Genomic DNA, 16,690 nt, shown 5'->3' with positions numbered 1-16,690 from the left:
TCGTCAACACTCTCCCGAGTTTGCTCAAACGACAGTTACACACTAATAGCGATCGCTCATTTAAGACAAGAAAAAATATGGGCGCTTCACAGGTGCTGAAGTAGGCACTGGGCCGTACTGTCAAAGAAATGAGTCTTTATTAGCTAGTGTCTAGCTCTAGGAGCTGGGACAGGTGTGAATTGCAGTGGTGCAATTTTGACATAGTGAGATATGCGCACAACTGATGCCACCGCCCAAGCCGATCGATCCAACAGCTCCGGCTGGACGGGGAGAGCGATTAATAGTTTCAAATTGCCATCGCCATCGGTGTCCATAGTGGCTGTTGATCGCTGAAGGGGTGGGATGACCATATTTTGCTCCGTGCGAGAATGCGAGTTTGGAGCATCCGCTGGAAGCAATGGGTATAGCGGTGGGTACCTTTAGTGCTCCACCGTGGTGGCTCGCCACGAGATGGTTTATTCGGCTGATGGCCGTCATGTGCGCGTAAACCGATACATACTCCGCATCACTTGGTGCGAGGATATAGTCGGAACTAAATTCACTGTCATGCTGCGCTATGAATAATGCCAGTCCCGTATTATTGTTATTGCGCGGAACAGTGCCGGATGGAGTGCATTTCACGACCCAATCGCCGCTAATACTCTGTACTCTTGTCATTAATGACGGCCAGATAAGGAGATTTCTATGTCGGTGTAGCGCTAACGCAAGCCGCCAGGCAGTTGGGGTGATTTTTTGACCAGATTGAAATCTTCCCTGATTTGGGACCAGCCAAGTTCGACTTGCAACCGCCCTTGGATCCCAGTTGATAACCAATCCTCGATTTCCATATAGGGGTTGGCCCAGCGCTGCACCTGCCCAGTGATCCATATCCCAATGAGACAGAATTACAGGAGCCTCCAGATTTACATATTTTGACCCAAGAGGGTCGATTGGCGGTGAGGGTTGCGTAGAATAATTCCAGCCTGTAGGCACTCCAAAGTCGAAGAAAAGGTGGACAGGCGGAGGTGTATTTGGACAATTATCTACATCTACCAAAGCATGCCAATTTGCTTGTCCTACATCGTAAACGACTAGCATCCGTTTTTGCATGCCTATCATAGCATTATCAATCAGGATTTGCACTTGATTCTTGCTCGTCCGTGGTGAACCACTCAATCGAGAAAATGAGCGAAGTTTCTGAATGATTTTCTGGTTGTTGATTATCTTGGCGGAAATAATTCTTACCGGAGATGGTATGGTTTCTTCATTAGCTTTCAAAAAATATAGCTCTGCATTAGCATGCTCGGATGGTCCGACTATGAAATCTACTTCATACCAATTACTCTGTGAATCGTCATCGACTTCTAGATTTATACCGATCAACCTCGGATCCTTTACCATCAAGAGCCATGTTGCTGGATCCCAATCTCTTTCTAGTAACTTCCTTGGTGATGTCTGGAACGACTGTTTTTCTATTCCATCCAAGACAATTGACTCACCTCCCTTGGTCTCTTGGGAATTTTCGTCAATCAATGCATAAATGGTCTTAATGATGTACTGTTCTTCTTTTTTCAAATTTCACACTCCGTATTTATAGATCTATCAAATAGAATTCAGTATTAATTATTTTCCTATATGCTGGCTGCTTAGTTCCAGAAAAATTCACCATAAATCGATGGACTCTAAATAACGCCACGGCCTAGCTTTACCGCCAAGACCTCTTGCGGTGATTGCTAGCGGGTATTGGTGTGGTACTTAGTGATCATGATTAGGTTGGCATCAAGTTTACGTGCCCGGTGTTGGCTTGGGCGTATTCAGGCGGAGCAAAGCGGCTGCTTGTGTCGGTCTGTCTTGGGGACGCTCAGTCCAACCTCTTTCTTAAATGTCATTTTTGCCAAGGCTTGCTTTGTGCACTCTCTAAATGCTTGCCCGTGCTCTGGGCAAGGTACCTTTGACTTACCGGTGGTCTATCCATATTACCTATAATCGCCGCATTGGGCACGTAGGAGGCGTCGTCTGAGCTACTTGGCGGTCGAGCATAGTAGGGGCACATTGAATCGCCAGTGGAGTTTTCTGGGTAGTTTAGGGGGCGCGACGGGAATTGAAATGATGGCGCTCAGAGGGAGATAGCCCCGCTGCACCCCCCTTAAACCCCGGCCTGATCGGTTCGATTCCCATCGCATAGATACCGATGCCTCAGACCGTGTGGATCAGGCCATATTTGCGGCCCAACTGCGAACTTGCTTTCGTGATTTGATTTTCCAGCCATCCTTTGTGCGCTCAAGGCTGTCTTCATACCAAAGGCCGCTCACAAAACGGAATTGACACTGGAAGTTGCCCCTGGTGTGAGAGTCACGTCCTCTATTACCTCGACGTCGGCGCAGTCCCTGGGGTTGAAAGAGGGCGACAACGCATATGCCGTCATTAAAGCGTCGTCGGTAATGGTCGCTGTGGATTAAACAGCTCTTCTGTCTAAGCAAAGAGGCTCCTAGAGGAGCCTTTCTGATTCAGCCAGTTCAGATCAGTTGGATGCGCTAAGTTAAAAACTTCTTTTGCAAGCAACGACCTCCAGACCGGCGCAGCGGATAGCGCGGCAATGTTTGCGCAGACAGCCAACAGGCATCAGAAGCCGGACAAGGGATTGCTGCGCTTCTGAATTCCGGGGGCGTCTGAGGTCCAATCAGGTCAGGTGGTCTTCCACAATCAACCAGCCCATGCTCCCAACCCCATCATTGATGATGTCCAGGTGGTTGCCGCCCTCGTACAGGCGAATGTTCTGACCAACAAAGGCTCTGGGTGCAAGGCGCTCAATATTGGACAGGGCCAGCCTTATTTGCTCGCCAAGCTCAGAAAGTGACTTTTGAGAGTAGTCAATGTCGATAGCCTCGGCCAGCAGTCCATAGACAACTCTCTTTTTTCTCTCTTCGGGGAAAGCGAGCACTTTTGTATGCAAGAGCTCTGCATCCGAAAATTTGCGACCAGTGAGCTTTTCAAAAACTTCAATGCTTGGCAAAGTTCCCTCCTAGCGCTGCGTGACTCAATGTAACCAGCATAGTCGAGCGCATTGAAGAGATGCAAGCGCCAAGAGCGCGTAGTTACGCCTACTTCAGCAATGAATTCAGGACTGCAAACGACGCAGACCAGCTGCTGGGCATGGTTTGTCAATCGCCCTCAGGTGCCTGATCCTGCCCGTGAAAGGCTTCCCATGCAGCTGCTTCCAGCTCACCGCAATCAGAGATGAGATTGCCGCTCTCATCATGAAGCGTATACGTTTGTTGCTCACCTCCAATGCTCGCGGCGCCATCAAGTCCCAGCAGCAAGGTATACATGGTGTCTCTCAGCACCGCATCCAGAATCGCTCGAAGTTGCTCGTGCTGCTTGGGCGTGAGCTCTAGGGCTTCGATCCGCGCTGCGACCTCCGACTCCTCATGAGCATTCATGAAAGACAAAAGAAGTTCCGATTTGAGCTTGACCCAGTTTTCAGCAAATTGTTTGGCGTTCATCGTTACATGCGCAGTCATCGGCAGCGTCCAGGAGACTGAGGAAAAATTACCGCAAAAGGCGTGACTTGTGGCAACTCACTGCTGCCCAGCATTCGGTTTGCAGCTGTTCATCACAGCAAGCCTGAGCCAGGCCAGCGCAGGATCATTGTGCTTTCGCGCATGCCAGGCCTGTTGGTATGCCATTTTCGGTAGTTGCAATTGGCGTGGAGGCGCAAACTGCCGCAGATTCTTGAATGAGCGCAGCGGGCCGACAGCACGGCGGGCAATCGTCAGAACCAGATCGGTACCTGGCAGCAATTCAACCGCAGCGCTCCAGTGTGGCAAGGCCACCGCAATCCTCCTTTTAAGTCCCTTGGCGGCGAGTGCGCGCTCGATCTCGTCGTTCGCATCCGGCCTCAATGCCAGCATGACATGAGGGCGCGTCAGCCATTCCTCTAGCGACAGTCCTCCTTTTTCCGGACTGACGGCCTTGTCTGCGAGACAGATGAAATCCTCTTCAAACAGTGTTTCGACCTGGATGTCTGGTGCAAGATCGGGAAAGATCCCCAGAGCCAGGTCCAGTTCACCATCGGCTAGCTGTACCAGCATGGCATCACGGCTGGCCTGACTGATGGCGAAGTCAAAGCCGGGCGCATGTTTGCGGACGTATCGCATCAGGTCCGGAAGTACCAGACGAGCCGCATAGTCGGACAGTGACAGCCTGAATCGTCGTTGTGCCTGCAGTGGATCGAACTGAGGTGTTCCCAGCAGAGTATTGAGGCTGCCCAAAGCCTCCGAGAGTGGTTGCAGCAGCGCATTGCCTCGGGCCGTCAGCTCCAGCTTTCCCTGTTTGCGCACCAGCAACGGGTCATTGAAATGTTCGCGCAGCTGAGCTAGCGAATGACTCACTGCCGGTTGGCTCTTGTGCAGGCGCATGGCAGCCCTGGTCACGTGCTTCTCGGTCAGCAACGCGTGAAGTGCCAGCAGCAGATTGAGGTCGATACGGCGCAGATCATCCATGTGAAGAATAGTACATGTGCATATAAACGATTTCCATAATTAATCCGTATGCGAGACCATTCAGACATTGCTTGTAGACGTTTGAAGGAGTGGCAGATATGAACAGCAAGATGGCATTGATGACGGTCGCCTCACTGGGCATGGCCTTGCTGGCGGGGGCCATCCTGCCTTTTCAGGCCGCTGCAAATGCCAACGTAGGCCGTGCTCTTGGCCACCCTTTCTGGGGGGCTGCCACATCGCTGGTGATCAGCCTGGCCGTGATGGTGCCCATGCTGATTCTGGTCAAAGCCCCCATGCCGAATTTCAGCAATGCGTTTCACGGTCCCTGGTGGTTGTGGATCGGCGGTGTCCTGGGGGCTGTTTACGTCGCCAGTGCTGCAGCCCTGATACCCAAACTGGGTGCCGGCGGATTTCTGGTCGCCGTGGTCGCAGGACAGATGGTCGTGGCGGTATTGATCGATCACTTCGGTGTCATGGGGCTGGAACCCAAGCCCATCAACGTCATGCGTGTGCTGGGTGTGCTCCTGATTCTTGGCGGGGTGTTCCTGATCCAGGGAGCAGGAGCAGCCAGGCCTGCAGCCACAGCGATCCCCGCCACCTCCAGCGTGGGCTTGGCTTGAGCACAAAAATAGTGATGGCCCCACTGGCGCGGCGCCAGTGCGCTGAGCACTTCTCGAAAGGAAATGGACATCAGCGCCTCACGCCGAAATGCTCAATGCGAGGATCGAAAAAATGTCCCTGACGCTCGCCGAACGTCTGGGGTTCCATCACACCAAGTGCATACGATTAGGAGTGTGCATGCCTGGAGCAGGAGATCGCCATGAGCAAATTCAGTATTCAGCACATTGATCACATCGTGTTGCGCGTCACCGACCTGGAGCGCAGCATCCGCTTTTACCAAGCGGTCCTGGGCTGTGCCTTGGTGAAGCGTCGCGAGGATTTGGGTATGGTTCATCTGCGAGCTGGTGCATCCATGATTGACCTGGTGGATGTTGAGGGCCCTTTAGGCCGTGCGGGCGGAGCTGCGGCCTCAAGCGAGCGCAGAAATGTCGATCATTTTTGCCTGCGTATAGAGCCTTTTGATGAGCAAGCCATACTCACCCATTTGGCTGGCCATGGTCTTGAAGCGGATAGGGCGGTGCGGCGCTTTGGTGCTGACGGCATGGGCCTGTCCATTTACTGCAAAGACCCGGACGGCAATCAGCTTGAACTTAAAGGGCCAGCGAGCGCCGATTGACAACTCAGGCGGCAGTCCGAACTCCCTGAGTGTTCGCTATGCCCGATCTGGTTGCTCGAAAGACAGCCTCTGGCTGTGGATTCAAGCGATTGCGGCTGTCGCTGTCCGGCCCGCAAGAGACGCTCCCATCGCGGCAAGGTGTCACCGCCACTGTCCCTGTCACCTCAGGACGGGTTCGTTTGACCCTTAAACTAGCCGCATGAATCGACGTAGTCTGGTCTTATCCGCCCTGGCCGCAGGGTTTGCTCAAGTGACGGCGGCAGGCCCCCAGCCTCAAGAAATGGCCGAGTGGTCTCGGTTTTTCACAGAAGCCGAGGCGCAAGGCAGCATCGTTGTTCTCGATGCACGCGATAACTCTGAAACTACCCACGTCTACAACGTGTCGCGTTCCGCTCGGCGTTACTCGCCAGCCTCTACCTTCAAGATTCCGCACAGCCTGTTTGCGCTTGATGCAGGGCTGTTGCGTGACGAATTTCAGCTCATTCAATGGGATGGTGTGAAACGACCTGTGGAGGCCTGGAACGTGGACCAGAATCTGCGCTCCGCGATGAGGAACTCCACCGTCTGGGTGTATGAGCGCTTCGCCAAGGAGCTCGGCGATGCACGCGAGAGCGCCTATATGCGAAAGATTGGGTATGGCAATGCGGTCGCCACTGGCGACAAGCCATTCTGGGTTGAGGGCGACCTCGCCATCTCGTCCTTCGAGCAGATTGCTTTCTTGCAACGGCTTTACCGCAATCAACTGCCTTTCCAGGTCGAGCACCAGCGGCTTGTGAAGGACGTGATGGTCAATGAAGCAGGACCTGACTGGATACTGCGTGCAAAAACGGGCTGGACCGGAAAAATCGGCTGGTGGGTGGGCTGGGTAGAGTGGCCCAGCGGCCCCGTCTTCTTCGCCTTGAACATGGACACGCCCAACAGACTTGCCGACCTTGCCAAACGGCAAAGCATCACACGCAATGTTCTGCGCTCCATTAAAGCGCTACCCACTTCAGCATAGATCTGGACCGGGAGCAGAAGCCGGCAGGGCTGTGTCTTGAAGAGCTCTTGCGGCCGGTTCCTGCCTCCCGTTTGCATGTTCCAAAGGGATACTTGAGATGTGAGCCGACATGGATAGTCTCAGGCGACGATCTCTCCGTTGCGGATCGCTACGCGAATGGCCTGCGCCGTCGTGGCGACGCCCAGGCGCTTGCGGATGCGGCGCAGGTGGTTTTCCACAGTGCGTTCGGACAGGCCGAGGGTTGCGGCAATCTCCGTCTGCCGCCGGCCGGCGGCCGTCCATGCGAGCACCTCACGTTCGCGATCGGACAAGGGGCCGAGCTCCTCTTGCGCGGGCAGCTCCAGCAGCCTGCGCGCCGTGCGGAATGCGGTTTGGGCGATCAGCTCCAGCGCCAGCCGGGCCTGCGGCGAGGCATCGATGCGCTCGCCACCCAGGCTCATTGCGCCTTCCAGCCCCAGGAGGCCGAATACAGGCACTTGCAGACCGTGGATACCCGGGCCTTGCGGCGCGCGGACGACGCTGTAACGCTCGCCCTGAGCGCCGTTCGTCTTGGTCCAGAAGAAGGGCTGGTTCGTCTCCAGGATATGGCGCGTCACCGGGCAGTGCCGCACGTAGGTTTCAGCATCCACAGGCGCGCCCGTGCCGAACCAGTCGCCTTCGATCCAGTAGATGCGCTCCACCGCATCGTCCCGAGCGCTGGAAGCCGAGAACAGCACAAAACGGTCGTACCCCAGCGGCGCGCCGACAGCACGCACCGTATCCTGGATTGCGGCGAGGCTGCGGGCGCCCTCGATGGCGAGGGCTCCGTGCAATGCCGCCTGCGCGATTGCAGTGCTCATCTCAGGCCGTGACTTCCTTGAGCAAGGTTTCGGCCGCGAGTTTGCCAAGCGCATTGCCAGCCAAAGGGCTGTCGCCGGTGATCAGCTGGCGGTCCCGGTGCACGGCACCCGAGATGCCGTCGTTGACGATCTCGAAACCCAGGGTCTTGAGCCTTTCGCCGAACTTCCAGGTCAGGTGACCGGGCATGTAGCCGATGGCCGGGGTCTGTGCATCAAGTGCATCGGGGAAGGCGCAGATCTTGTAGCCTCGGTAGATGTCGCTGTCGCCAACCGCTAGGAAGGCAGCAGGTCCGTGGCACAGGGAGATGACGAACCGGTTGTTGGCCGCAGCCCATTCCAGCACCGCACCTACGTCACTGCTGTCGGGGATGCCGATCAGCGCGCCATGCCCGCCGGGGACGAAGATGGCTGCGTACTGCTCCAGCCCTTGCTCAAGCACCGTCGACAGGCGCAGCGGCTCCTTGAATTGCGAGTGGTACTTGTTGAAAAAGCCCTTGACCGTCTCGTCTTCGGAAGGCATTGCCCAGAACTCGAACTTGACGGGATTTCCCGACACCGTTGCCACATCGAACGCGAAGCCCGCCTTGTCCAGGTGGTACATGGGCAGAAGCGTCTCGACCGGGTGGTTGCCGGTGGAGAAGAAGCTGCCGTTGTCGGTCAGCAGGTAGCGCTCGTCTGCGCCGATCATCAGGATCTTCTTGCTGCCTTGATAGGTTTTCGCGTAGTCGGCGCCGCTCAGGTCGGACTTGGGCGACGTGAACTGGCTGAGCGAGTAGGGGGAGGGGAAGAACGCATTGAGTTCGGCCGGATCGGGTTGCGGTTGCTTGTCGGGAGTCGATGGTTCAGCCATGGGGCACCTCTGAGGTAGTTTGCGGAGGGCACAACAATGCGGCGGCAAGAAACCTGTGGCAATGAGGGATTTCCGTCAACGCGGGTCGGGTGAAGCCGGAATTTTGCTCCCGGCCTGTTTCAGGCTCGCACAGAGCCAAAGTCGGGAGCAGAAGCCTGGAGGCGCTCCGCCAATTCGCGTGTCTCAATGGTTGAATCACTTTGGGCCGACTGTATTTGCGATGCTCGCCGCGCCTGTTTGTCCGCATACATGCACTGGTCAGCCTCCTTGAGCACAGCCTGCGGAGAGCTGGCGGATGGATCGGCACTCACAATGCCAAAGCTTGCTCCTGGATAGTCGAAGCTGCACTCGGCAAATTTATAGCTTCCGATCAGCAGCGGTGCCAATCGACTGCGCATGGCTTCAAGAGCCTTGTCCTGATCCATTGGGTCAGGCGGAGCAATCAGCCCGATGACGACAAATTCATCACCACCTAGTCGCCCCAGCATGTCACTCTTGCGCAAACCTGCAGACATGCGCCGGCCGACTTCGACGAGGAATTGGTCACCGACCACATGTCCGTAGGTGTCGTTGATCGCCTTGAACCCATCCAGATCGATGAAGGCCACCAGGACCCATTGCTGCGTGCGGCCCGCTAAAGCGAACAGCCGATCCAGTTGGGCCATCACATTGCGCCGGTTCGGCAGATTGGTCAGTGCATCATGGTTCGCCGCATGTCGCTCGTCCTGCCGCCGCGCCACCATTTGCCCGATCACGTGGCTGGAGAGCAGGATGAAAAGCAAGCCGATCGCCGCCACCAGCCCTGCCATCCAATAGTGCTGTCGACGCATGGCAGGCAGGTGATCCAGGGCCGCCATCGTGATCAGCTGGTACTGTGTTTTGGATAGCGGCTCACGCTGCAGCAGATAGGGTTTGCCATCGATGAGCCACTGATCAGCATGGCCGGAGCTGGCCATGGCTTGCACATCCAGAGCTATTCCTGGATCTTCTCCATTGTCTGGCGAAGAGGGCATGCTGGAAGACTGCGCAGTACCCGGCGAAAGAAGCCCTGCCGCATTGCGCAGCATGAATGGAGCGGACGAAGCGGTGGTCACTCTTCCCTGGCGATCCACGATCAGTGCAATGTGGTGTCCAGTCAGGTAGAGCGCTATTTCCGGGGTATCGAACTTCACCGTGACGGAGCCCAGAGGCATGTCGTCTTCGTTCTCAATGCGGCTGGCTACAAAATAGGATGGTGTCTTGTTCAGCCGGGCGATACCGAACGAATGGCCATTGCCGTCACGCAATGCATCGATCAGATAAGGACGGCCAGAGTAGATCATGCCCACGATGCTGTCAGGCTCGTTCCAGTTGCTGGCCGTCACCGTGTCGTCCGACATGTTGTTCATGTAGATGCGGGCATAGCGCAGATCACTGGAGAGTTCATGCATGAAGTTGCCGACCTTGCGCACCAACGGATCCTGTGTGAATTGCGCCGCGCGCTGCTGGCGCGTGAGCCTGGCCAGACTTGGCGGATCGTCGCGATACCGGGTGGCCAGCTGGATCACCGAGCCCTGGCGCGCCACCATATTGGCCACACTCGACATTTCAGTGAACAGCCGATCCATGATGCGTGCGGTCGTCTTGGCTTCGTATTCGGCGCTGGCCGCCAGGCGATCCAGCTCTGCACCCACGACTCGCTGTGACATCCACCACCCCAGACCAGCCACCAAGGTCAGCCACGCAACGGCCATTCCCAGTGTCGCCATGCGCACGGTGGGGCGCATTGACTGTTTGTGCTGAGCTTGCAGCGGTAATGCCTTGCCCACGTACACCCTCCAGACTGTTTTGAAAGCATGGTAGCAAGTACGTCTGGAGCGAAAAGTCAGGAAAGGTCATCGGTGAAGCCGGTGTCGCGGCCGTATGAGTCCTCTGCGAAAAAAGCCGGCGCAGTCGATGGTTGAGCCGGCCTGGATGCGACCGCATTGAGGGTGCTCCTGAATGGTGCACCGTCTTTCCCGGGCACTTAAACCACCGCAGCGCTGAACGGCTCTGGCCTTCGTGCAAGCAGATGAGACAGCTTTTGAAGGCCCGTCTGCAAGCGTCCACGGTCCTTGATGCTGCCCAGCGAGATGCGAATGGCATTGACGGAGCCGCTGCCGGTGGCGCTGGTTGCGAATGCCTCCGCCGGCGTGACGGCGATGCCCTCGCTGTCGGCCGCACGCGCAAGCTGTGAGGAGTTCCAATATCCTGGCAACTCGAGCCATACATGCAGGCCGTCTCCAGTGCCGCTGTACCTCCCCGCAAGAATATCCCTGGCCATCCAGTGGCGCAGACGCGCCTCCTTGCGTACGCCCTCCATCAAAGCAGCAGCCGAACCGTCGAGAATCCACTGTGTGGCCAGTGCGGCCGTCAGAGGTGCGACCATCAGCGCAAATGACCTGAGCGCGACCAGGAAACGTTCGCGTTCATGCGGGTCACGTATGAGCACGAAGGCGACACGCAAGCCGGGCGTCAGGCATTTCGACAGGGTCGAGATGTAGGACACCTGTTCCGGGGCAAACGTGGCAATAGGTGGTGGCGGTGCATCGGCAAGCAGCCAGTAGGGATCATCTTCGACAATGCGTACATTGCAGCGCTTCGCGATGTTGGCGAGCTCCTTGCGCCGGCGCTCCGGAATGGTGATGGCGGTCGGGTTCTGCAATGTAGGGTTGAGGTAGAGCAGCCCAGGCTGGTGCTGATGGCAGGCCTGCTCCAGCATCTCGGGCACCATCCCGTGCTGGTCCGCTTCCACCGCAACGATGCGCCGGCCGAACTGGGTCGCAGCAGTACGCAGGCCCGGATAACTTGCTGGCTCTGTCAGTATCACATCGCCAGGCTTCGTCAGCGCCAGGATCAATGCGGCAATTGCAGCTTGAGCGCCCGGACAGACAACAACCTGTGCTGAATCCAGAGCTCCAAACATCGGCTCCAGCCATCTGGCTCCTGCCTTGCGGTCGGAGTCGCTTCCTCCGCCCAGGTGGTAAGTCATCAGCAATGCGGTGTCTGCCCCCATCATTACCTGAGAAAGGCCTTGTTTCAGCAGGTCGTCGAAGTCCACGCCAGCGGGTGGGGGAGGAGTGTTCATGCTCAGGTCGAGGACCGAGGTCAGTTCAATTCTCGGTGCTGCGACATAGGTGCCTCGCGCGCCGCGGCCTTCGAGCAGATGGCGGCGTCTGGCTTCGTCGTATGCGCGCGTGACCGTTGTCAGGTCGAGGTTCAGCTGTGCTGCCAACTGGCGCTGCGGGGGCAGACGATCACCCGGTTTCAGCGAACCGTCTGCCATTGCCGCCTGCAAGGCATCCGCAATCTGCAAGAAGCGCGGCCCGCCATGCACGGCCAATCGCGGCAGCCAAACTGGCAAACTGTCATCTTGTATGGTTTTCATACGCAGACATTTTGTCTCAATGTATGGAAATTGCTTTTAAGTAATATGCCTCAGAGCGTGTAGCGATTCCATTCTTGTATGGCAATCGCCGACGTTTTCGCCTCTCTCCCTAGGGGGCGGTGTTCCTCACGGTAGACAGTGTCAAGTCATAGGCTGGAAATTTTCAAAATGATCGATTGGGTCCCTGTAATCTTTGTTACGTTCAAGGTTCTCATCTTCGGCGCATGCATGTTCTTCGCCATCAAGTGGCATTACGACCAAGGCAAGAAGGGGATGGACAGGCGCGCGCTGCTGCGCACGGGCGGCAAGGTGGCTGCCGCCTTCATGCTGGCGCTGTTGTGTGTGCTGCTGTTCACCTTCGGCCTTGCCAATATACTCGGCATGGACTTGAGCCTGCCATGACGGCGAAGGCTGGTTGGCCGATATCCAGTCATGCAATGAACCTTGCATTCATCGCTCGGCCATGACTGGCTGCCTTATCGAAGATGGCAATCTGCCTTGCATGGCCTTTGCAGACTACCTTTGGCTCCAGGCACTCGGGAGGCCACTTGCTTCGGATGACGAGGTTTATTCAATCGCCAGGCTGCCTCTGCTTTTCCGGGCCAGCTCGACAAAAGCCAAAGCAGCGGGCGAGAGCTTGTCAAAGTTCAGCGCGGCCAGCGCGATTTTCCGGCGACAACGGGGCTTTAACGGGCGGTAGACAACCCCTGCCGGGGGCTCGGGCAGAGCCAGACGTGCGGCAATGGTGACTGCCTCGCCTTGCGCGACAAAGCCCATCATCGAGGTGAGCTGCTCAAACTTGAACAGAGTTCTGGGTGAGGCGCCCTGGCTGGCCAAAAAAGCATCGATATGGGGGCCTGAGCCTGCGCTGGTACGGATAAAGGGCTGTCCATGAAAGCTCATGGCAGCAATGGCCGATTGGGACGCAAGGGGGTGCGCAGCAGGCAGCACCGCCACCAGCTCGTCTTCGGCCAGGGTCAGGGTGTCGAAGCGCTCGTCGGGCAAGACGACAAAGCCTAGTTCCACGCGCCGCTCCAGCAGCCACTGAACGACTGTGTCGTCCATGGCTTCCTCAATGTGGACCTCGACCAGGGGGTGCTTCTGCTGAAAACGTGCCAGGAGCTTCGGCAGCAGACGCAGCGACGAGGTGGCGCCAAAAGATGCGATGCGCAAGGTGCCCCGGGCAATGCCATGCTCCGCATCGGCTTCCTGCTGCAATGCCTCTTTTTGCTGAAGGATGTCATTGGCGCGGCTCAGTAGCCTGGCGCCCACTTCGGTCAGTGTTGCCGCTGCTCCTTCTCGCTTGAAAAGCGCGACGCCCAGCTCTGTCTCCAACTGCTTGATGGCATGGCTGACGCCGCTCTGGGAAATACCCAGTACACCCGCTGCGCGAGAGAAGCTGCCGACTCGGGCGAGCGCTGCAAAGACTTCGAGTTGCGTGAATGTCATGAGCTTTTACTCATTCGACGATGAATACTGATTATCAGATAGTAACGTCTCATGAACACATCACGAACTTCCACCCATTTGGGATTGATCGGCATGGCTGCCCTGTGGGGCGCCTCCTGGCCCTGGGGGCGCATCGTCGCGCAAACCATGCCTCCGCTGGCTGCGGCCAGCCTGCGCTTCTTTCTGGCTGGTTTCCTGCTGGTGCTGTGGCTGTACCGCAGCGGGCGCATGGGTGCATTGCGTGTTCTTGGGCCTCGCCAATGGGCGGGTCTGGCCTGCGCTTCTGCCGTGGGCGTGCTGGGCTACTCCGTGTTCTTCTTGCTGGCACTCAAGACCGTGCCTGCGGGCAAGGCGGCCATGGTGGTGGCGCTCAACCCGGTCCTGACCATGCTGTTCGCAGCGCTGCTGTTTCGTGAGCGCGTAAACGCCGTCATGTGCCTGGGCTTGGGGCTGGCCGTGACAGGCGCTCTGTATGCACTGAGCGGCGGCGCTTTGGGGGAGCTGGTGTCTTCCTCGTCCGGCGTGGGAGAGTGGCTGCTGCTTGGCTGCGCCGCATGCTGGGTTGCCTATACCCTGATAGGACGCATTGTTCTGACCCGCGTGGATGCGCTGACCACGACGACGGCAACCGCACTCATTGGCGCTGCACTGCTTCTTATGGCCAGCATTGCTCTGGAGGGCTCGTCCGCCTGGACTGGCCTGGCAAAAGCCCCTGTCGTCGCCTGGCACAGCGTTGTGGCGCTGGCCCTGGGCGCTACGGCATTGGCTTACGCCTGGTACTTGAAGGGCGTCCAGGAGCTGGGTACTGGCGCCGCAGCTGCGTATATGTCACTGGTGCCGCTGTTTGGCATGCTGCTGTCCTGCGTCTGGCTCGGAGAGCCCATTACCAGCTCGCTGCTGGGTGGCGGCGCTACGGCCATCTTCGGCATGTTGTTGATGAATATCGGGCGCATACGACTGGAGAGAGCCGCTCACTCTGCGGCTGCCTGATTCGGGTCGAGTGCTGCTGCTTTCGGCCAGGAGCAGACCTCGACTGATATATTCAAATGCAACAACACTTAAGAAACCATCATGCCTGGCTTTGAGAATTGGCTTGCCTTCGGCCTTGTTTCCCTTGGAATGGTCCTCACTCCAGGACCGAACATGGTTTATTTGATTTCCCGATCGATATGCCAGGGGCGTGTCGCCGGGCTTATCTCCCTGGGGGGAGTTGCTCTTGGTTTCGTGTTCTACATGATGTGCGCGGCACTGGGCATTACGGCGATCGTCATGGCGGTACCCTATGCCTACGATGCGTTGCGCATTGGCGGGGCTCTGTACCTGATCTATCTGGCATGGCAAGCCGTCAAGCCGGGCGGCCGCTCTCCGTTCGAAGTCAAGAACCTTCCGCAGGACGGCCCAAAGAAGCTGTTCCTGATGGGCTTCCTGACCAATCTTCTCAACCCGAAGATCGCCGTGATGTATCTGTCCCTGCTGCCTCAATTCATCAGCCCTGAACATGGCAGCGTGCTCTCGCAATCCCTGGTTCTGGGCTTCACCCAGATTGTGATCAGCGTCAGTGTGAACGCCACGATTGCCATGCTTGCAGGATCGATAGCAGTATTTCTTTCCGGCCGTCCGACCTGGATCCTGGTCCAGCGATGGCTGATGGGAACGGTTCTCGCCGGCTTGGCCGTTCGGATGTTGACTGAAGCAAGGAAATAGCACCTTGCCGAACCACCTTGGGACGTATTGCGACAGTCACAGATTGATCATATGCGTCCTGCCATACCTATCGGAAACGGTCACTGGAAGATGAAGCCATTGGCAACGGCGATGCTAAACAGCCAATCGGCGTTCAGCATCGTCGAACCTTACACGCCCACCCCTTAGAAGCGGTAGCGCGCTGTCACCAGTACATTGCGCGGATCGCCGTAGACACCCGTGCCATAAGAGCCCAGACTCTGCATATAGGTCTTGTCGAACAGGTTGTTCACATGGACCGACATCGACCAGTGTTTGTCCATTTCGTAGCGTGCCATCAGTCCCACCACGGCATAAGAGGGCTGGGTGGCGCGCCAGTACGGAGCGCTGGGCTGCTGGTAATAGGTTTCGGTTTGCCAGGTGATATTGCCACCCAATGTTCTTTGCGGAGCCGCTGCGCCAATGGCTCTGTGCCATCGCTCCATTCACGGTGGGGCGCTACATTTGCATCATGGCTCCCATGGCGCGCCGCGAAATCGCCACAGCAGCCTTGCCGCCTGCTGTCGGCCAGGAGCTGTCCTTGAACCGGCAATGAAATTTCAAGTCAAGCGAACGAGTTGCTGCTCGGTAACCGTGCTTCCCCATTGCGCTCCTTGTTCCTCCTTGTGCAGCTTGAAGCCAAAAGACTCATACAGCTTGCGGGCGGCGTCCAAGCCTTTGAATGTCCACAGGTGGACTTCACGGAACCCGCGTATATCGCAGAATGTCATCGCTTCTGTCATCAACTGCCTGCCGACACCGCTACCGCGACAACCATCGTCCAAGATGAACCATCGCAGATGGGCTCTGTTGTCACCCAGGTCCTGGCCGTCAATCGCGAGCGAGCCAACAATTCGGTCATTGAGCAGGGCGGTCCATACCCTATTGCATGGCTCGTTCAGCCGTCCGGCGAACTCTGCCGCGCCAGTTGCGACCTGGCTCTCGAAAAACTGCCCGAAATTGGAGTGCTTCGAGTAGAACGCCGCATGCATTTCGGCAATGCGCCCAACCAGTCCGGGGCGATATCCTGCACTTATGGTGATTGGGCTTTGCTGCTTTTCTGCCATATTCAAGCGATGGGCTTTGAGCGCTCCTGCATATGCAGACAAGCCCTGCGCAACCGCCTGTTGCTGGGAGCGATTGAGGTGCTGAAACGCAGCTTGCACCTGCATCTGGCCATAGGAATGAATCTGCCTGACCGTGCTGCGCCCCTGGTCCGTCAACTGCAGTAGCTTGAAACGGCCATCATCGATAGCAGCCACCTCCTTGATCTCTCCTGCTGCAACCAGCTTCGCAAGCATTCGGCTGACGCTTGACTTCTCCAACCCCAAAAGCTGCACAAGTTGAACCGAGGTCATGCCTTCATGGGCGTCGATTTCAAGCAATGCATGCACAGCCGATGCCGAGTAATCCGTTGCGGCCAGTGTCGGCTGCATGAATCCGAGCTCTCTTACCAGGGCGCGGGAGTCGGCTCGAATCGAGTCAATTTCAGACATGGTGTTGGTCATCTGTGGCGTCATCTAATCAATATTGGTTGCAATATACAACTATGTAGTTGTATTGTGCAACTGATTTGTGACGCAACCTGGTCTGGGTGGATTGCTGGCGATGGCAAGGCCCAGCATGCCGGTCAAGACTGGTAAGAATGCCCGGATGTACAGGACGATGCCTTTGCGCATCGCAATGCGGTGATTGGCGAGTGTGGT

19 protein-coding genes are annotated in these 16,690 nt (G+C 57.1%); 8 read left to right on the top strand and 11 right to left on the bottom strand.

Annotated elements, in window-relative coordinates; translation table 11 throughout:
- Positions 1 to 156: 156 nt before the first annotated feature.
- Positions 157 to 1,554, bottom strand: a complete 1,398-nt coding sequence (locus tag AAIL66_RS22240; protein WP_253232666.1) for a hypothetical protein — start codon at positions 1,552 to 1,554, stop codon at positions 157 to 159.
- 770 nt (positions 1,555 to 2,324) lie between these two features.
- Between AAIL66_RS22240 and AAIL66_RS22235 the strand changes: the two genes are divergently transcribed.
- Positions 2,325 to 2,438, top strand: a complete 114-nt coding sequence (locus AAIL66_RS22235; RefSeq protein WP_253232803.1) for a TOBE domain-containing protein — start codon at positions 2,325 to 2,327, stop codon at positions 2,436 to 2,438.
- Positions 2,439 to 2,659: 221 nt separating this feature from the next.
- On the opposite strand, the gene AAIL66_RS22230 is transcribed toward AAIL66_RS22235, so the two are convergent.
- From AAIL66_RS22230 to AAIL66_RS22220, 3 genes are all read right to left on the bottom strand, one after another.
- The gene (locus AAIL66_RS22230) at positions 2,660 to 2,992 is read right to left on the bottom strand and encodes a hypothetical protein (protein ID WP_034354061.1); all 333 of its coding nucleotides are present in this window, start codon (positions 2,990 to 2,992) and stop codon (positions 2,660 to 2,662) included.
- Positions 2,993 to 3,140: 148 nt separating this feature from the next.
- Complete coding sequence (locus AAIL66_RS22225; RefSeq protein WP_343497771.1) at positions 3,141 to 3,482, bottom strand: hypothetical protein; 342 nt, start codon at positions 3,480 to 3,482, stop codon at positions 3,141 to 3,143.
- Between the two features lie 75 nt (positions 3,483 to 3,557).
- Positions 3,558 to 4,481, bottom strand: a complete 924-nt coding sequence (locus tag AAIL66_RS22220; RefSeq protein WP_034381044.1) for a LysR family transcriptional regulator — start codon at positions 4,479 to 4,481, stop codon at positions 3,558 to 3,560.
- A gap of 98 nt (positions 4,482 to 4,579) precedes the next feature.
- On the opposite strand from AAIL66_RS22220, the gene AAIL66_RS22215 reads away from it, so the two are divergent.
- From AAIL66_RS22215 to blaOXA, 3 genes are all read left to right on the top strand, one after another.
- Entirely contained in the window at positions 4,580 to 5,101 is a 522-nt protein-coding gene (locus AAIL66_RS22215) for a DMT family transporter (protein ID WP_034354055.1), read from the top strand.
- A gap of 200 nt (positions 5,102 to 5,301) precedes the next feature.
- On the top strand, positions 5,302 to 5,718 hold the full coding sequence (locus AAIL66_RS22210; protein ID WP_034408464.1) for a VOC family protein: 417 nt from the start codon (positions 5,302 to 5,304) through the stop codon (positions 5,716 to 5,718).
- 199 nt (positions 5,719 to 5,917) lie between these two features.
- Positions 5,918 to 6,718 carry a class D beta-lactamase gene (gene blaOXA, locus AAIL66_RS22205; RefSeq protein ID WP_343497770.1) on the top strand — a complete coding sequence of 267 codons (801 nt, stop codon included), beginning with the start codon at positions 5,918 to 5,920 and terminating at the stop codon, positions 6,716 to 6,718.
- 119 nt (positions 6,719 to 6,837) lie between these two features.
- Here the strand turns inward: blaOXA and AAIL66_RS22200 are convergent, their stop codons facing one another.
- The 4 genes from AAIL66_RS22200 to AAIL66_RS22185 form a co-directional block, all read right to left on the bottom strand.
- Complete coding sequence (locus tag AAIL66_RS22200; protein ID WP_034354045.1) at positions 6,838 to 7,557, bottom strand: PA1136 family autoinducer-binding transcriptional regulator; 720 nt, start codon at positions 7,555 to 7,557, stop codon at positions 6,838 to 6,840.
- Between the two features lies 1 nt (position 7,558).
- Positions 7,559 to 8,407: a glyoxalase III HchA gene (gene hchA, locus AAIL66_RS22195; RefSeq protein ID WP_034354042.1), complete on the bottom strand. Its 849-nt coding sequence runs from the start codon at positions 8,405 to 8,407 to the stop codon at positions 7,559 to 7,561.
- 119 nt (positions 8,408 to 8,526) lie between these two features.
- Positions 8,527 to 10,173 (bottom strand): diguanylate cyclase, encoded by a 1,647-nt coding sequence (locus AAIL66_RS22190; protein WP_343497769.1) that lies wholly within the window; start codon positions 10,171 to 10,173, stop codon positions 8,527 to 8,529.
- Positions 10,174 to 10,412: 239 nt separating this feature from the next.
- Positions 10,413 to 11,813: a PLP-dependent aminotransferase family protein gene (locus AAIL66_RS22185; protein ID WP_198528652.1), complete on the bottom strand. Its 1,401-nt coding sequence runs from the start codon at positions 11,811 to 11,813 to the stop codon at positions 10,413 to 10,415.
- Between the two features lie 168 nt (positions 11,814 to 11,981).
- Here AAIL66_RS22185 and AAIL66_RS22180 point away from each other — a divergent pair, with 168 nt between their 5' ends.
- A complete protein-coding gene (locus AAIL66_RS22180; RefSeq protein ID WP_343497767.1) occupies positions 11,982 to 12,215 on the top strand; it encodes a hypothetical protein in 234 nt (77 codons plus the stop codon).
- Between the two features lie 165 nt (positions 12,216 to 12,380).
- On the opposite strand, the gene AAIL66_RS22175 is transcribed toward AAIL66_RS22180, so the two are convergent.
- Entirely contained in the window at positions 12,381 to 13,262 is an 882-nt protein-coding gene (locus AAIL66_RS22175; RefSeq protein WP_343497766.1) for a LysR substrate-binding domain-containing protein, read from the bottom strand.
- Between the two features lie 51 nt (positions 13,263 to 13,313).
- Between AAIL66_RS22175 and AAIL66_RS22170 the strand changes: the two genes are divergently transcribed.
- Complete coding sequence (locus AAIL66_RS22170) at positions 13,314 to 14,252, top strand: DMT family transporter (protein ID WP_343497765.1); 939 nt, start codon at positions 13,314 to 13,316, stop codon at positions 14,250 to 14,252.
- An 81-nt stretch (positions 14,253 to 14,333) separates the two neighbouring features.
- Positions 14,334 to 14,966: a LysE family translocator gene (locus tag AAIL66_RS22165; protein ID WP_034381024.1), complete on the top strand. Its 633-nt coding sequence runs from the start codon at positions 14,334 to 14,336 to the stop codon at positions 14,964 to 14,966.
- Between the two features lie 164 nt (positions 14,967 to 15,130).
- Here the strand turns inward: AAIL66_RS22165 and AAIL66_RS22160 are convergent, their stop codons facing one another.
- Positions 15,131 to 15,382 carry a TonB-dependent receptor gene (locus AAIL66_RS22160; protein WP_343497764.1) on the bottom strand — a complete coding sequence of 84 codons (252 nt, stop codon included), beginning with the start codon at positions 15,380 to 15,382 and terminating at the stop codon, positions 15,131 to 15,133.
- On the opposite strand from AAIL66_RS22160, the gene AAIL66_RS22155 reads away from it, so the two are divergent.
- On the top strand, positions 15,382 to 15,540 hold the full coding sequence (locus tag AAIL66_RS22155) for a hypothetical protein (protein WP_343497763.1): 159 nt from the start codon (positions 15,382 to 15,384) through the stop codon (positions 15,538 to 15,540). The two genes, AAIL66_RS22160 and AAIL66_RS22155, sit on opposite strands and share 1 nt — an antisense overlap.
- Before the next feature lie 4 nt (positions 15,541 to 15,544).
- Here AAIL66_RS22155 and AAIL66_RS22150 read toward each other — a convergent pair whose 3' ends face one another.
- Entirely contained in the window at positions 15,545 to 16,492 is a 948-nt protein-coding gene (locus AAIL66_RS22150) for a bifunctional helix-turn-helix transcriptional regulator/GNAT family N-acetyltransferase (protein ID WP_343497761.1), read from the bottom strand.
- Positions 16,493 to 16,690 lie beyond the last annotated feature (198 nt).

The sequence above is a fragment of the Comamonas sp. F1-6 genome (genome assembly GCF_039581415.1).
GTDB lineage: Bacteria > Pseudomonadota > Gammaproteobacteria > Burkholderiales > Burkholderiaceae_C > Comamonas > Comamonas thiooxydans.
The sequence above is the reverse complement of the archived record's forward strand: the minus strand, read 5'-3'. Positions and strand labels throughout refer to the sequence as shown.

Excerpts from the sequence above, each read along its gene's own strand:
- AAIL66_RS22225 (WP_343497771.1), bottom strand. The coding sequence starts at position 3,482 with ATGAACGCCAAACAATTTGCTGAAAACTGGGTCAAGCTCAAATCGGAA.
- AAIL66_RS22220 (WP_034381044.1), bottom strand. The coding sequence starts at position 4,481 with ATGGATGATCTGCGCCGTATCGACCTCAATCTGCTGCTGGCACTTCAC.
- AAIL66_RS22215 (WP_034354055.1), top strand. The coding sequence starts at position 4,580 with ATGAACAGCAAGATGGCATTGATGACGGTCGCCTCACTGGGCATGGCC.
- AAIL66_RS22210 (WP_034408464.1), top strand. The coding sequence starts at position 5,302 with ATGAGCAAATTCAGTATTCAGCACATTGATCACATCGTGTTGCGCGTC.
- blaOXA (WP_343497770.1), top strand. The coding sequence starts at position 5,918 with ATGAATCGACGTAGTCTGGTCTTATCCGCCCTGGCCGCAGGGTTTGCT.
- AAIL66_RS22200 (WP_034354045.1), bottom strand. The coding sequence starts at position 7,557 with ATGAGCACTGCAATCGCGCAGGCGGCATTGCACGGAGCCCTCGCCATC.
- hchA (WP_034354042.1), bottom strand. The coding sequence starts at position 8,407 with ATGGCTGAACCATCGACTCCCGACAAGCAACCGCAACCCGATCCGGCC.
- AAIL66_RS22190 (WP_343497769.1), bottom strand. The coding sequence starts at position 10,173 with ATGCGCCCCACCGTGCGCATGGCGACACTGGGAATGGCCGTTGCGTGG.
- AAIL66_RS22185 (WP_198528652.1), bottom strand. The coding sequence starts at position 11,813 with ATGAAAACCATACAAGATGACAGTTTGCCAGTTTGGCTGCCGCGATTG.
- AAIL66_RS22180 (WP_343497767.1), top strand. The coding sequence starts at position 11,982 with ATGATCGATTGGGTCCCTGTAATCTTTGTTACGTTCAAGGTTCTCATC.
- AAIL66_RS22175 (WP_343497766.1), bottom strand. The coding sequence starts at position 13,262 with ATGACATTCACGCAACTCGAAGTCTTTGCAGCGCTCGCCCGAGTCGGC.
- AAIL66_RS22170 (WP_343497765.1), top strand. The coding sequence starts at position 13,314 with ATGAACACATCACGAACTTCCACCCATTTGGGATTGATCGGCATGGCT.
- AAIL66_RS22165 (WP_034381024.1), top strand. The coding sequence starts at position 14,334 with ATGCCTGGCTTTGAGAATTGGCTTGCCTTCGGCCTTGTTTCCCTTGGA.
- AAIL66_RS22155 (WP_343497763.1), top strand. The coding sequence starts at position 15,382 with ATGTTCTTTGCGGAGCCGCTGCGCCAATGGCTCTGTGCCATCGCTCCA.
- AAIL66_RS22150 (WP_343497761.1), bottom strand. The coding sequence starts at position 16,492 with ATGACCAACACCATGTCTGAAATTGACTCGATTCGAGCCGACTCCCGC.